Here is a 15,123-nt window from a genome sequence, read left to right on the forward strand (position 1 = left end):
TGCTAATGTCATGAACCACAGCGCGAAGCGTGACCTCCGCACTCGATGAACACACAGACCGCACCGTCTCCGCAATTTTACCTGACTGCGCCGGCAGCCTGCCCTTATCTGCCGAACGAGATGGAGCGGAAAGTCTTCACCCACATGGTGGGCGAGCGCGCGCCCGAGCTCAACGATCTCCTGACCCAGGGCGGCTTCCGCCGCTCGCAGAACATCGCCTACCGCCCGGCCTGCGAAACCTGCCGCGCCTGCATCTCCGTGCGCATCCTCGCCAACGAGTTCAAGCCCACGCGTTCCATGCGCCGGGTGCTTGCAACCAATGACGATGTGATCTCGGCGGAATATCCGGCCGAGCCGTCAAGCGAGCAGTACAATCTCTTCCGCCGATACCTCGACCGACGGCACCAGAAAGGCGGCATGTCGGACATGTCGGTGCTCGATTACGCGATGATGGTCGAGGACACGCATGTGCACACCAAGATCATCGAATATCGCCTCAGGGTCGAAGGTGACGGCATCAGCGAGAAGGCGCGCGGGCCGTTGATCGCCGCGGCGTTGACCGATCGCATGGGCGACGGGCTCTCGATGGTCTACTCCTTCTTCGATCCTGCGCGGGAAGATCGCTCGCTCGGCACCTTCATGATTCTCGATCACATTCGTCGCGCCCGGGAACGCGGCCTTCCCCACGTCTATCTCGGCTACTGGGTCAAGGGCTCGCGCAAGATGGGGTACAAGACAAAGTTTCTGCCGCAAGAACACCTCATGGCCCGTGGCTGGGAACGCTATGAAGGCGGAGACACCACCCTGGAAGCCGCTCCTACGAAAACGGGTTAGATCTTGAGTTCATCTTCCGATGCCGCGATGCACCGGCGCGGCCTTGCCATCACCGGCCTCGGCGGCCTTGCCCTTTCCTTCGACATCCCGCTCATCCGGTCCGCCGGCGGCGACGTGTGGTCGCTGCTCGCCGTGCGCAGCCTGTCGACCTTCGTCGTCGCGCTTGGCGCATGGTTCGTGCTCAACCGCGTGCTTGGCCGGAAGATCTCGCTGCTGCCCGGCAAGACCGGCCTTTTGGTCGGCATTTTCTATGGGATCAATTCCTGCACCTTCCTGCTCGCCGTCTTCAATACGTCGACGGCGAACGTGGTCTTCATCCTCGCCTTCACCTCGATGTTTGCCGCCATCCTCTCCTGGATCTTCCTGAAGGAGCGACCATCGAACGCGACGCTCGCGACCATGCTGGTAATGGTGCTCGGCGTCGGGCTGATCGTCCAGGACGGGCTGGAAAGCGGCCACCTCTTTGGCGACGCCATGGCGGCATCTTCCGCTTTTCTGCTCGCAAGCGCGATCACGATCAGCCGTGCGAGCAGGCGCGACATGGCGCTGGTGCCGCTGGTGACCGCGATCTTTCCGGCGGCCGTTGCCCTTCTGATGCTGCCGGTCGGTGGCTTTACGATCGCGGCCCCCGGCTACATCCTGTTCAACGGTCTCGTGATGATCCCGCTCGCCTTCTTCTGCCTTGCAACAGGGCCGCGCTATCTCTCAGCGCCGGAAGTGGGCATGTTCTATCTGCTCGAGACGATCCTCGCGCCGATCTGGGTCTGGATGGTCTTTGCCGAGACGCCGACGACGCAGACGCTGATCGGCGGCTCGATCCTGGTCTTCGCGCTCATCGGCCATTCGCTCTGGCAGATGCGCAGTCGGTCGCTGAGAGCGGCCGTTGCCTGCGCCGAATAGCGCTCATCACGATTTGTCGTCGCGCTGGCCGCTCGGCCGCGGACGACGCGGTTTCTGCTCGATGTTGCGATCGCGCACCGGCAGCGGTTCCTTCGGCTGACCCAGCGAAGCCGGGCGGACGCCGGGCATCTCCACGCGCATGACCCAGAGTTCGCGGTTGGTGTTGATCCAGGTCGCAGCCACGCTCAATGGCGCCGGATTGCCGCTCAACGCGTCGCCGTCACGCCGCCTGAGGCGGGTGACGAGGCCGGCAGCCTCCAGAAGCGCGATATGCGTCTCCAGCTCCTCGCCGGGTACCGCGACGGCCACGGCAATGTCGGCAACGCGCGCTTCTCCGGCAAAAAGGATCTCGAAGACGCGGCGGCGGACCGGGTGGGCAAGCGCCAGCAGGACGTCATCAAGGGCATTGGCATTCGGCATCGCTGTCATCCCTGTTGGATGCGCAGTGATCCACTATAGCCTCCCGGCGTACAAGCGCCAGTTGCGCCTGTGTCTCGTTTGGATTTCCAATGACTTAAGAGGTTGCGGCAGACTGCCTTAAAACGGAACAGGAGCCATGCGGCCGGCAGGCCGAATGGCTCCCTTTTCTTCAATCAGCCGCTGAACTTCCCGCTGCGCGGGAAACCCTTCGGAACGACGCGGCCGGCAGAGGCGCGGTCGCCCTGCCATTCGATCAGTTCGTCCTTGGTCTTGGTAAAGACGCGGCCAGCGCTGTCTTCCCAGACGAGCCCTTCTGCGAGCGTGAAGCAGCGAATGTCGGAGATACCGCCATCCTTGTAGCGCTGCAGCCGCACGCCCTTGCCGCGCGCCATCTCCGGGATCTGGACGAGCGGGAACACAACCATCTTGCGGTTTTCGCCAACGACGGCCACGTGATCGCCCTTGACCGGCACGACGAGCTTGGTTTCGTCCGGCATGGAAACGTTCATCACCTGCTTGCCCTTGCGGGTGTTGGCGACGATATCGCTTTCGGTCACGACGAAACCATTGCCGGCCGCCGACGAGACGATCAGCTTGCGCGCCGGATCATGGACGAACGCCGTCAGGACGTCCTGGTCGTTCTCCATGTCGACGATGATGCGCAGCGGCTCGCCGTGGCCGCGGCCGCCGGGCAGCTTGTCGCCGCCGAGCGTGTAGACCTTGCCGCCGGTCGTAAAGACAAGGATCTTGTCGGTCGTCTGCGCCGGGAACGCCACCTTCAGCGCATCACCCTCCTTGAACTGGAGCGACGACGTATCGGAGATGTGGCCCTTCAGCGCACGGATCCAGCCCTTTTCCGAGATGACGACGGTGATCGGTTCCTTCTCGATCATCGCCTGCTGGATGGCTTCCACGTCGGCTTCCGGGGCATCGGCAAAGGTGCTGCGGCGCTTGCCGATGTCGGTCACCTTGGCAAACTTCTTTTTGACCTCGCCGATTTCCCAGGCGACGGTCTGCCATTGCTTCTCGTCGGAGGCGAGCAACGCCTCGATCTCGGCTTTTTCCTTCGAGAGCGCATCGAACTCGGTGCGGATCTCGAATTCCTCGAGCTTGCGCAAGGAGCGCAGGCGCATGTTGAGGATCGACTCGGCCTGAAGATCGGTGAGCGAAAAGCGCTCCATCATCACCGTCTTCGGCTCGTCCTCTTCGCGGATGATGCGAATGACTTCGTCGATGTTGAGATAGGCGACGAGATAGCCGCCGAGGATTTCGAGCCGCCGGTCGATCGCTGCCAGGCGATGACGCGAACGACGCTGCAGCACCTCGCGGCGATGCGCCAGCCATTCCGTCAGCACCTCGTTGAGCGCCATGACCCGCGGCACGCGTCCGAGCGACAGAACGTTCATGTTGAGCGGGATGCGGCTTTCGAGCTCGGTCAGCTTGAACAGCGATTCCATCAGGATGCCGGCATCGACCGAACGGCTCTTCGGCACGAGAACGATGCGGATGTCTTCAGCCGATTCGTCGCGGATGTCTTCGAGCAAAGGCAGCTTGCGGGCGACCAGGAGCTCGGCGATCTTTTCGATCAGGCGCGACTTCTGCACCTGATAGGGGATTTCGGTGACGACGATCTGGTAACCGCCGCGCCCAAGTTCCTCCTGCGCCCAGCGGGCGCGGACGCGGAAACCGCCACGGCCGGTGCGGTAGGACTCGGCCATGCTTTCCCGGCTCTCGACGATCACGCCACCGGTCGGGAAGTCGGGTCCTTCGATCCCGCCCTTCTGCGGATTGGCCGGATCGTAGAGCAGGTCCTCGACGGTCGCCTCGGGATGACGGATGAGATGCAGCGCCGCGTCGCAGAGTTCATGCGCGTTGTGCGGCGGAATCGAGGTCGCCATGCCGACGGCGATGCCGGTCGCGCCGTTTGCCAGCAGGTTCGGGAAGGCGCCCGGAAGCACGGTCGGCTCCTGGTCTTCCTCGTTGTAGGTGGGACGGAAGTCCACTGCGTCCTGGTCGATGCCTTCGAGAAGCAGCGAGCAGACGTCGGTCATCTTCGCTTCGGTGTAGCGCATCGCCGCGGCGTTATCGCCGTCGATGTTGCCGAAGTTGCCCTGGCCGTCGACCAGCGGGTAACGGATCGCAAATTCCTGCGACAGGCGCACCAGCGCGTCATAGATCGAGGCGTCGCCGTGCGGGTGGAATTTACCCATGACGTCGCCGACGATACGCGCGCATTTCTTGAACGACGACGTGGGCCTCAGCCCCATCTCGCTCATCGCGTGCACGATGCGCCGATGCACGGGCTTCAGTCCGTCGCGAACGTCCGGCAACGCGCGGTGCATGATGGTCGACAAGGCATAGGCGAGATAGCGCTCTTCCAGCGCCGCCTTGAGGTCAACCGGCTGAATGTGATCGTCCCCGCCTGACGGGGGATTGAGGCTTTGTCCCATAGACCCTTGCTAGCGCAACAAACCCGGAACATCAAGGTTTTCAGGGCCTGCGCTTGTGGAGAACCCCCTCGCCTCGAAAACCGGCCCGCACACCGATCCGCTTGCCCCGGCGCAATGTTCGTGCAACGGTCGCGCCGCTATGCGTCGGAGGCGACCGACAGGTAACGTCCCGGAAAGCATGCCCGAGCACGAACATGTGCGGTTCGCCCAAGCGAATATAATTTCGCCCTGTTTCGTAATAGCTTCGGCTGGAGTTGATTTGGACGATTTGCAAGGGGGATCGCAGGACGCGCATTGGCAGACGGAAAATGGCGGCAGCGAGCCGCCGACAAAGACGGTTTCTGCCACGCGCCCAATTGACGCCCACTGCCAAGGAAAACCAGATTAGCGACGCCCTATCTTCTTAAACAGCTACACAATCAGAGATTTTCACGAAGGAACTCGAAATGAAGCACACGCGCAAGATCCGCCTGATGATGGCGAGCGCCGCGCTCCTCACGCTGACCGGCCCGGCCTTCGCGCTCGATGGCGCCGATCTGATGAAGAAGCTCGACGCAGCGACGAACGCGAACGGCACCTCGATCACCTATGACAAGGCCGACGTCGACGGCGACAAGGTGACGGTGACCGGCGTCAAGCTCAAGGTCGCAAGCCAGCCGGGCGAAGCTGTGGACCTGAAAATCGGGGACCTGACCTTCGAAGGCGTCGAAGAGACCGAAGGCGGCGGCTACTACGCCGAGACCGTTTCCTTCCCCGACGTCAATGTCAGCCAGGACGAGGGAAGCATTTCGGTCAAGGACATCCTGCTCTCCGGCCTGACGATCCCTGCCAATGCGACCGGCGGAACGATCAACGATATCCTTCTTTATGAAAGCGCCAGCACCGGCCCGATCGCGGTCAGCTCCAAGGGCAAGGACGTGTTCTCGCTCGAAAGCACCGAAGCCAACCTCGCGCGCCAGGAGAATGACGCCGGCTTCGACTTCGACGCGACCGCTTCCGGCATCAAGGCGGACCTGTCGAGCGTCGAGGACGCCAAGACCAAGGAAGCGATCGAAAAGCTCGGCCTAACCACGATCGACGGCGCCCTGACGATGAAGGGCAGCTGGGAAGTCGAAAGCGGCAATGTGGCACTCGAAGAATATGCCCTCGACTTCAAGAATGTCGGCCGGCTGAACTTCGCGCTCGACATCTCCGGCTACACGCTCGCCTTCGTCAAATCGATGCAGGAAGCAATGAAGGCGGCCGAAGCCAATCCGAACAAGGAAGAGGCCAACCAGGCCATGGGCCTCGCCATGATGGGCCTGATGCAGCAGTTGACCTTCAACAGCGCCGAAATCCGCTTCGACGACGCCTCGATCACCAAGAAAGCGCTCGACTATGCCGGCTCGCAACAGGGTGTCTCCGGCGAGCAGATGGCGCAGTCGCTGAAGGGCCTGGTGCCGATCATGTTGGCGCAGCTCAACGTGCCGGAACTGCAGAACCAGGTGTCGGCCGCAGTCAACACCTATCTCGACGGCCCGAAGAGCCTGACGATCAGCGCGGCACCGGAAAAGCCGGTTCCGTTCCCGATGATCATGGGTGCCGCCATGGGCGCGCCGAACACCATCCCGTCGGTGCTCGGTGTCAAGGTCACGGCCAACGACTGATCCTTGCGGCTTGCTCCCGGTTTTGACCAATCCCGGGAGCGATGCTGCATGCTTTGCGCGCCAAACGGGCGCGCAATTTTTATGGCTGCGCCCCGCGGGAAGCCTCATCGAACGCTCCGGCAAATCTGCGCTTCCCGCCCATCGGATCTTGACAGAAGAATGATGGTTTTGCTTGCGCCCGCGCGATCGGCTACGCGGTACTTCTCGGCGAAGCACGCATGGATTGAAAGGCTTTTACATTCGGGCCGCTATTCCTTGCACCCGGAAATTTCACCGTAAGGCGATGGCGTTTTTCATCGAAATCGTGCATGCCACACGCAGCCTCAGAATCCGACTTCCAACGTCCTTGAGTCTATCCAAGCCTCGGCGAGGAAGTCTCGAGCTTCGCCTAAGTACCCGCCTGAATATAATCTTCACGTTACGGCAGATCGGACGTAAATGCTCGCCTGGCTCCAGCAGTCTGTAAATTTCAGGGAAGAATTGCTGGAGGGGAAGTTCGCTCCTGTCCGAGCCGACTATTATACGGGCCCGGATAAGCCGCTGCGACTGCTGCTCCAGGCGCGGACGGATTTCCTGTCGATCTGGCGGTCCAGCGACTATACCGAAAAGGTTTCGCAGACCCGAATTCTCGGGCGGCAGATCATCGTCGTCAACTCGCCCGACATGATCCGGCAGGTCGTCGTCAAGCGCCATGAGAACTTCGAGCGCAAGAGCCCGCAGATGCGCCGGGCACTCGAATTCCTGCTCGGCGACGGGCTGTTCATTTCCGACGGCGACACCTGGAAGCAACGCCGGCCGCTGGTGGCAGACATCGTCCACGCCAAGCGCGTCCCCTCCTTCGGGCCCGTCATGGAAAACACGACCAGGGAACTGGTCGAGCGCTGGAACCGCATGCCCGACGGGGCGGAGGTCAACGCACTGCACGAAATGGCGGGGCTGACCGCCGAGATCATCGCGCGCAGCGTCTTCGGCAACCAGCTCGGCGACGACAGCGCGGCGGCCGTGACTGAGGGGTTCACCAGCTACCAGTCGCTGGTCGATTCCATCAACATCGGCTACTTCCTCGGCTTTGACGACGGACTGCCGGTGTTTCGCACCCCGAGCCTGCGCCGCTCGGTCAAGCGCATCCACCGAACCATCGACAAGGTGGTGGAGGATCACCTTGCCGGGCGCGGCGACCACAACTCGATGGTCGAGCTGCTCATTCGCCGTCAGCAACGAAACCCGGAACTGAAGCTCGATCTCGTCGCCCTGCGCAACGAGGCCGCGACCATCTTCATGGCCGGTCACGAGACGACGGCGGCGACGCTGACCTGGACCTGGTATCTGCTTTCGAAGGCTGGCTGGGTCGAGAAGGCCGTGCACGACGAGATCGCCAGGGTCTGCGGCGAGCGGACGCCGACGATTGCCGACGTGCCGCAACTGGAATGGTGCCGGGCCGTGATCGAGGAGACGCTTCGCCTTTATCCGCCGGTCCCGATCCTTGCGCGGCAGACCCGCGAGGCGGACATGATCGGCGACGTTGCCGCCGAGCCGGGCTCGCTCGTGCTGATGGTGCCCTGGCTCCTGCACCGGACCGCGAGCCTGTTCGAAGATCCGCACCATTTCCATCCGGAGCGGTTTACCGAGGGACGGCGCCCGACGCCCTACAGCTTCATTCCCTTTGCCAGCGGGCCGCGCGTTTGCCCCGGCCTGCATTTCGGCCTGACCGAAGCGATCCTGTGCCTGGCGATCATCGCCCAGCGCTACCGTGTTCGCCTGCGCCAGAGCCATGCGGTGGAGCCGATCTGCCGCCTGACGTTGAGGCCCAAAGGGGGGCTGCCGGTCACCCTGCACAGGCGGGAGGCCGCCTGACATGGTGCCGGACGAACCGCGCTCGGCCCAACCGATCGGCAAGCGCAGGGCCTGGATCTTTGCCGAAGATAGCGCCCCCCGGCTCGCCGATGCGCTGGCGGGCGGCGAGCGGGCACGGGCCTTCCGGCGCTATTGGATCGCCGACAACATCCAAAACATCGCCAACATCGCCGCCCATTTCGGCATGAAACTGCTGCCGATGGACGCCTGCTCCCGGCTCGGTGCAGCGCTTGGCCTGTTCATGGTCCCGCGCTTCCACAAGGTGGCGACGCGGCGCGCGCGCGAAACCATCGAACAGTTGCGACCGAATCTCGACGCCGCGCAGCGGGAAGCACTGTTTCTCGAAAATTGTCGGGCGCAGGGACGGCTGATGACGGAATTCTCCGTCGTCAACAGATTGCAGCGCCGGCCGGAGCGGCTGAAGACCGACGGGCTGGCGGCCATCCGCGAGGCCGCGAACCATGGCCCGGTCATTCTCGTCGGCCTGCATCTCGGCAACTGGGAAGTGGGCACGATCGCGTTCCGCAAGCTCGGCCTTGAGCCACATGCGTTTTACGTGCCGCCCAAGGGCCGGGCCAAGGCGTGGATCGCCGAGCGGGTGCGCAGCAAGGCCGGCTTGCGGTTTCTGCCTCCGGGCATGGAAGGGATCCGACCGGCGCTGAAGGTTCTCAAGAACGGCGGCGTCGTCAGCATCTTCTGCGACGAAGGTTTTGGCGGCATGATCCGCGGTCCGTTCTTCGGCCGCAGGCCGCATCAGGAAGGCAACATTGCGATCGCCGTTCGCCTGGCGCGCATGACCGGAGCCACGATCTGCCCGTGGTACGGCCTTCGCACCGACGGCTTCCGCTTCGAATGCATGGCCCTGCCACCGATAAGACTGCCTGTGGACGCGCGTCCGAATGCCCGGCTGCTGGACGACATGCTTTTGCTGAACGACGCGATCGAGCCGATCGTCCGCGCCCATCTCGACCAATGGTATTTCCTCGACAATGCGCTTCGGCCGCAGTGAGCTTGCTTGCGCATTTGCGCGCGTAAATGCGGTTTGCGATCTGCGCTTGATGCCGGCCGGGTCTGGCCTATTTATCTCCGCTAGGACCGAAATCCCTGTTCCTGACCGATAAAAGGGAAGGAGGAGCCCATGGGACTGAAGCACGCGGACATTACAGCCATTCTTGGCCCGGTCGATGAGACGCTGATGGCGGAACTGCTTGCGACCGGCGCGACGGCCGGCGAGCTTGCAGAGGCGATCGCCTGGGTCAACAACGATGAGGCGCTGATCGGAGAAGGCCGCCATCTGCCGGCCGGCCGCGTTGCGGCGCTGATCGACATCCTGACCCCGGACAACGAAGAAGAGCGGAACTTCGAACTGTAGTCGAAGACGGCTGCTTGCCGGGGACGACCGATTGCAAGCCGCCCGCCTGCCGGGCGGCAGGCGCGTGAGGCCATAGGTTCGTGTTGAGGGAGATCAATGATGGCTGCCAAGGAAGTCAGGTTCAGTAGCGATGCCCGCGATCGGTTGCTGCGCGGCGTCGACATTCTCGCCGATGCGGTCAAGGTCACGCTCGGCCCTAAGGGACGCAACGTCGTCATTGAGCGCGCCTTCGGCGCGCCGCGCATCACCAAGGACGGCGTATCGGTCGCCAAGGAGATCGAACTCGACGACAAGTTCGAAAACATGGGCGCGCAGATGCTGAGGGAGGTCGCGTCGCGCACGAGCGACGTGGCAGGCGACGGTACGACGACGGCCACCGTGCTTGCACAGGCCATCGTCAAGGAAGGCATCAAGGCGATCGCCTCGGGCATGAACCCGATGGATCTGAAGCGCGGCATCGATCTCGCCGTCGAGGCGATCGTCGCGAAACTGAAGACCCATGCGCGCAAGATTTCCAACAACGAGGAGATCGCGCAGGTCGGCACGATCTCGGCGAACGGCGACGCGGAAATCGGGAACTATCTGGCAAAGGCGATGGAGCGTGTCGGCAACGAAGGCGTCATCACCGTCGAGGAGGCCAAGACCGCCGAGATCGAACTGGAGATCGTCGAGGGCATGCAGTTCGACCGCGGCTACCTCTCCCCCTATTTCGTCACCGACCAGGAGAAGATGCGGGTCGAGTTCGAGGACCCCTATATCCTCATTCACGAAAAAAAGCTTTCCAACCTGCAGGCGATGATCCCGATACTCGAAGCGGTGATCCAGGCGAGCCGGCCGTTGCTGATCATCGCCGAGGATGTGGAGGGGGAAGCGCTCGCCACGCTGGTCGTCAACAAGCTGCGTGGCGGGCTGAAGATCGCCGCCGTCAAGGCGCCGGGCTTCGGCGACCGGCGCAAGGCTATGCTTGAGGACATCGCCATCCTGACGGGCGGATCGGTCATTTCCGAGGACCTCGGCATCAAGCTTGAGAATGTGACGCTCGATTCGCTCGGTCGCGCCAAGCGGGTGATGGTCGAAAAGGAAGACACGACGATCGTCGATGGCGCCGGCGCGAAGGCGGATATCGCCGGACGCGTCAGCCAGATCCGGGCGCAGATCGAGGAAACGACCTCCGACTATGATCGCGAGAAGCTGCAGGAGCGGCTGGCCAAGCTTGCCGGCGGCGTCGCGGTGATCCGGGTCGGCGGCTCGACGGAAGTGGAAGTTAAGGAAAAGAAGGACCGGGTCGACGATGCACTGCATGCGACGCGGGCCGCAGTGGAGGAAGGCATCCTGCCCGGCGGCGGCGTTGCGCTGCTGAGGATCGTTCATGCGCTCGATGGGCTCAAGCCGGACAACGACGATCAACGCGTCGGCGTCGAGATCGTGCGGCGGGCGCTGGAGGCGCCCGCACGACAGATCGCCGAAAATGCCGGCGCCGAAGGCTCGGTCATCGTCGGGAAACTTCGGGAAATGAGCGACTTCGCCCACGGCTGGAACGCGCAGACCGGTGAGTACGGCGATCTCTACCGCATGGGCGTCATCGACCCGGCGAAAGTCGTGCGGGCAGCGCTGCAGGATGCAGCGTCCGTCGCCGGCCTGCTTGTGACGACCGAAGCCATGGTCGCCGAAAAGCAGAAGAAGGACGGCCCCACGCCGCAATCCGGTCCAGGCATGGATTTCTGACGGGCGCAGGCAACCGGCTCGCCTAGGCAGACGGTTGCCGGTGGCGCGCGACCTCGGCGATGGCGAGTTCGGCGATCGGCAGGAGTTCCGCCTCGCTGGCGCCGTCCTGCGCCTGTACCGTCATGCCCTGAAGGATGGCGCCGACAAAGCGCGCAAGCCCGGCCACGTCCGTATCGCCGCGCAGCTCTCCGTCGACCATGGCCTGCCTGAAGCGATCCGCGAGCAACGCCAGCGTCTCGCTGCGCAGGGCGGATACGTGGCTTGCAATCGCCTGATTCTCGACGGCGCAGGTCAGGACCGCAGTCGAGATCATGCAGCCCTTCGGTCGGCCGGGGCGTGTAAACTCGTGGGCGGAGGCGCGCAGCATCCTGCCGATCACCTCGACCACGTGGCCTTCACCGGCAAGGTTGCGGCCGGCCGCTGCCCCCTCCTCGCGGCGATACTGTTCGAGCGCCTCGCGGTAGAGATCTGCCTTCGAGGCGAACGCGGCGTAGAGGCTTTGCGGCGTGATGCCCATGGCGGCGGTGAGATCGGCGATCGATGCGCCCTCGTAGCCGAGCCGCCAGAAGGTTTCTCCGGCGGCGGCCAGAGCCACTTCGCGATCGAAAGCACGCGGCCGCCCGCGGCGGCGCGAAGGCGAGACTAAAGACTCATTATTTTCCACAATGGTCACTCTAGAATTCTCTCGGATCCTGACGTATTCAGGAATGGTCATTGTGATTATAGAGGGATTTGCCCGATGAGTCTCCACCTGAAAGGTGCAGCACTGCTTGCCATGCTGCTCGCCTCGCCTGCATTGGCCGACAACCAGAACGCACCACTGAGCGCACGGCTCGACCCGGTGATCGATCGTGCGATCGCCGACAAGCGCATCGTCGGCACGGTGATCCTCGTCGCCCGCGACGGCGAAGTCGTCTATGCCCGTGCCGCCGGGCTCGCCGACCGGGAGGCCGGTCGCGCGATGAAGCAGGACGACATCTTCCGCTTTGCGTCCGTCACCAAACCGTTCGTGACGGCGGCGGCCATGCGCCTTGTCGAAGACGGGCGGATCACGCTGGACGATCCGGTCAGCAAATGGCTTCCGGACTTCAAGCCGACCTTCGACGGCAAGCCGGCGACGATCCTGGTGCGGCACCTGCTGAACCATACGGCGGGGCTCGAATACGGCTTCTTCCAACCGCCCGGAGGCGCCTATGCCAAGGCCGGGATCTCCGACGGTCTCGATCTCACGAACATTACGCTCGACGAGAACCTGAAGCGCATCGCCGGCGTTCCGCTCGTATCAGAACCGGGCAAGACCTTTCGCTATTCGCTGGCTATCGACGTGCTTGGCGGTGTCATCGAGAAGGCAACCGGCAAGTCGCTCGACAGGGCGGTCGACGAACTGGTCATCTCCCCCTTGTCCCTCGCTGACGCAGGCTTCTCGACAAAGCCATCGGACAGGCTGACGGCCGCCTATTTCGACGGTTCGCCAGAGCCCAAGCGCATGGAGAAAAGCGTCGCGGTGCCGATCGGCGAAGGCGAGCTGACGTTCTCGCCGGACCGGATCCTCGATGCCAAGCAATTCCCCTCCGGCGGCGCCGGCATGGCGGGCACGGCGAAGGACGTACTGACCTTCCTCGAAACCATCCGCAAGGGCGGAGGCCCGATCCTGTCGGAAGAGACGGTGAAGACGATGATGCAGGACCAGACGGGAGCCGAGGCGCAAACCCAGGGGCCAGGCTGGGGCTTCGGTTATGGCTGGGCTGTGCTCGTCGATCCCAAGGCCGGCGCCACGCCGCAATCGCAGGGCACGATCCAATGGGGCGGCGCCTACGGCCACATCTGGTTCGTCGACCCCGCCCAGAAGCTCACCGTCGTCGCCATGACGAACACGACCTTCGAGGGCATGTGGGGCCAGTTCACGCGCGATGTTCGCGACGCCGTCTATGGCAGGCACTGAGACGTCTGACTTTTGAAAATGAAAAGGCCCGGCGGTCACCCGCCGGGCCTTTCTTTTTTCAGGTCCGTTCGACCTTAGTCCTTTTTCTGCGGGATCGGGCGGATCGCCAGTTCACGCAGCTGCGCCGGCGTCGCTTCGGACGGCGCGCCCATCAGCAGGTCGACGGCCTGCTGGTTCATCGGGAAGATCGAGATCTCGCGCAGGTTCCGGGCGCCGACGAGCAGCATGACGATGCGGTCGATGCCGAAGGCCATGCCGCCATGCGGCGGTGCGCCGTACTGGAAGGCGCGGTAGAGGCCGCCGAACTGATCTTCGACCTCCTGCTGCGACTTGCCGGTCAGCTCGAACGCCTTGACCATGACTTCCGGCAGCTGGTTACGGATCGAGCCCGAGGCGATTTCGAAGCCGTTGCAGACCATGTCGTACTGGTAGGCCTTGATCGACAGCGGATCTTCGCCGTTCAGGGCTTCCAGACCGCCCTGCGGCATCGAGAACGGGTTGTGGGCGAAATCGATCTTCTTTTCGTCTTCCAGCCATTCGTAGAACGGGAAGTCGACGATCCAGCAGAATTCGTAGCGGTCGCGGTCGACGAGGTTCAGCTCCTCGCCGGCGCGGGTGCGGGCTTCGCCGGCAAACTTGTAGAACTTCGAGGGGTCGCCCGCGACGAAGAAGCAGGCGTCGCCGTCATCGAGACCGAGCTGCGTGCGGATCGCATCGGTGCGCTCCTCGCCGATGTTCTTGGCGAGCGGACCGGCACCTTCGAGCTTTTCGCCTTCCTTGCGCCAGAAGATGTAGCCGAGACCCGGCTGACCCTGGCTCTGGGCCCAGGCGTTCATGCGATCGCAGAAGGCGCGCGAGCCGCCGGTCCTGGCCGGGATCGCCCAGACCTCGACCTTCGGGTTCGACGCGATCATGTTGGCGAAGACCTTGAAGCCGGAGCCGGCGAAGTGCTCGGTGACCGCCTGCATCTCGATCGGGTTGCGCAGGTCCGGCTTGTCGGAGCCGTATTTGCGGATCGCCGTGTCATAGGGAATGCGCGGGAACTTCTCCGTCACCGGCTTGCCATCGGCAAACTCGACGAAGATGTCGCGGATGACCGGCTCCATGGTCGACCAGACGTCTTCCTGCTCGACGAAGCTCATTTCCAGGTCGAGCTGGTAGAACTCGCCCGGCAGGCGGTCAGCGCGCGGGTCTTCGTCACGGAAGCACGGCGCGATCTGGAAGTAGCGGTCGAAGCCGGCCACCATCAAGAGCTGCTTGTACTGCTGCGGCGCCTGCGGCAGGGCATAGAAATTGCCGGGGTGGATACGCGACGGCACGAGGAAGTCGCGCGCGCCTTCCGGCGACGAGGCCGTCAGGATCGGCGTCGTGTATTCGGTAAAGCCGACGTCACCCATGTGGCGGCGCATCGACGAGATGATCTGGGTGCGCTTGACGATGTTCTTGTGCAGTGTGTCGCGGCGCAGGTCGAGGAAGCGGTACTTGAGGCGCACGTCTTCCGGATAGTCCGGCTCTCCGAACACCGGCAGCGGCAGTTCCTTGGCGGCCGAGAGGACCTCGATCTCCTGGGCGTAAAGCTCGATCTCGCCGGTCGGCATGCCCTTGTTGACGGTATCGTCGGTGCGCGCCTTGACGAGACCGTCGATGCGGATCACCCATTCGCCGCGCACGGTTTCGGCAACCTTGAACGCCGGGCTGTCCGGGTCGGCGACGACCTGGGTCAAGCCATAATGGTCACGCAGGTCGATGAAGAGAACGCCGCCATGGTCGCGGACGCGGTGGACCCAGCCGGAGAGGCGAACGGTGGAGCCGACGTCCGACTTGCGGAGGGCGGCACAGGTGTGGCTGCGGTAACGATGCATCGTCTTATCCCGGAATTGCGAAAGAGCCGCGCAGGCTCGAAAGACACGGCGCGCGGCGACATGGTCAAAATCGGGCGGAAAAGCGCATGACGCGCAGCCTTTGTCAAGCCGCGCGGCC

The 15,123-nt window shown here is 63.5% G+C and carries 11 protein-coding genes and 1 pseudogene; 8 read left to right on the forward strand and 4 right to left on the reverse strand.

The annotated features are described in order from the left end of the window. Positions 1-45 precede the first annotated feature (45 nt). Both XB14_RS11830 and XB14_RS11835 read left to right on the forward strand, forming a co-directional pair. Positions 46-834 carry an arginyltransferase gene (locus XB14_RS11830; protein ID WP_077961712.1) on the forward strand — a complete coding sequence of 263 codons (789 nt, stop codon included), beginning with the start codon at positions 46-48 and terminating at the stop codon, positions 832-834. Between the two features lie 3 nt (positions 835-837). Further along, positions 838-1,734, forward strand: coding sequence for a DMT family transporter (locus XB14_RS11835; protein WP_077961713.1), 897 nt, complete (start codon positions 838-840; stop codon positions 1,732-1,734). Positions 1,735-1,860: 126 nt separating this feature from the next. On the opposite strand, the pseudogene XB14_RS11840 reads toward XB14_RS11835, so the two are convergent. Together XB14_RS11840 and parC are read right to left on the reverse strand one after the other, a co-directional pair. Further along, positions 1,861-2,163: pseudogene (locus XB14_RS11840) on the reverse strand (transcriptional regulator); the annotation flags it as partial. Positions 2,164-2,327: 164 nt separating this feature from the next. Further along, positions 2,328-4,604 (reverse strand): DNA topoisomerase IV subunit A, encoded by a 2,277-nt coding sequence (parC, locus tag XB14_RS11845; protein WP_077961715.1) that lies wholly within the window; start codon positions 4,602-4,604, stop codon positions 2,328-2,330. Positions 4,605-5,050: 446 nt separating this feature from the next. Between parC and XB14_RS11850 the strand changes: the two genes are divergently transcribed. From XB14_RS11850 to groL, 5 genes are all read left to right on the forward strand, one after another. Then, complete coding sequence (locus XB14_RS11850; protein WP_077961716.1) at positions 5,051-6,250, forward strand: hypothetical protein; 1,200 nt, start codon at positions 5,051-5,053, stop codon at positions 6,248-6,250. 438 nt (positions 6,251-6,688) lie between these two features. Next, on the forward strand, positions 6,689-8,104 hold the full coding sequence (locus XB14_RS11855; protein WP_077961717.1) for a cytochrome P450: 1,416 nt from the start codon (positions 6,689-6,691) through the stop codon (positions 8,102-8,104). A 1-nt stretch (position 8,105) separates the two neighbouring features. Further along, the gene (locus tag XB14_RS11860; protein WP_077961718.1) at positions 8,106-9,113 is read left to right on the forward strand and encodes a lysophospholipid acyltransferase family protein; all 1,008 of its coding nucleotides are present in this window, start codon (positions 8,106-8,108) and stop codon (positions 9,111-9,113) included. Between the two features lie 129 nt (positions 9,114-9,242). Then, positions 9,243-9,476, forward strand: coding sequence for a hypothetical protein (locus tag XB14_RS11865; RefSeq protein ID WP_077961719.1), 234 nt, complete (start codon positions 9,243-9,245; stop codon positions 9,474-9,476). A 99-nt stretch (positions 9,477-9,575) separates the two neighbouring features. After that, entirely contained in the window at positions 9,576-11,201 is a 1,626-nt protein-coding gene (gene groL, locus XB14_RS11870; RefSeq protein ID WP_077961720.1) for a chaperonin GroEL, read from the forward strand. 22 nt (positions 11,202-11,223) lie between these two features. Here the strand turns inward: groL and XB14_RS11875 are convergent, their stop codons facing one another. Continuing rightward, positions 11,224-11,874 (reverse strand): TetR/AcrR family transcriptional regulator, encoded by a 651-nt coding sequence (locus XB14_RS11875; RefSeq protein WP_210190011.1) that lies wholly within the window; start codon positions 11,872-11,874, stop codon positions 11,224-11,226. A 102-nt stretch (positions 11,875-11,976) separates the two neighbouring features. Here XB14_RS11875 and XB14_RS11880 point away from each other — a divergent pair, with 102 nt between their 5' ends. Continuing rightward, positions 11,977-13,143, forward strand: coding sequence for a serine hydrolase domain-containing protein (locus XB14_RS11880; RefSeq protein WP_210190018.1), 1,167 nt, complete (start codon positions 11,977-11,979; stop codon positions 13,141-13,143). Positions 13,144-13,217: 74 nt separating this feature from the next. Here XB14_RS11880 and aspS read toward each other — a convergent pair whose 3' ends face one another. Beyond that, positions 13,218-15,005 (reverse strand): aspartate--tRNA ligase, encoded by a 1,788-nt coding sequence (gene aspS, locus XB14_RS11885; protein ID WP_077961723.1) that lies wholly within the window; start codon positions 15,003-15,005, stop codon positions 13,218-13,220. Positions 15,006-15,123: the final 118 nt, after the last annotated feature.

The organism is Ensifer adhaerens (assembly GCF_002007205.1).
Taxonomy (GTDB): Bacteria; Pseudomonadota; Alphaproteobacteria; order Rhizobiales; family Rhizobiaceae; genus Ensifer; species Ensifer adhaerens_D.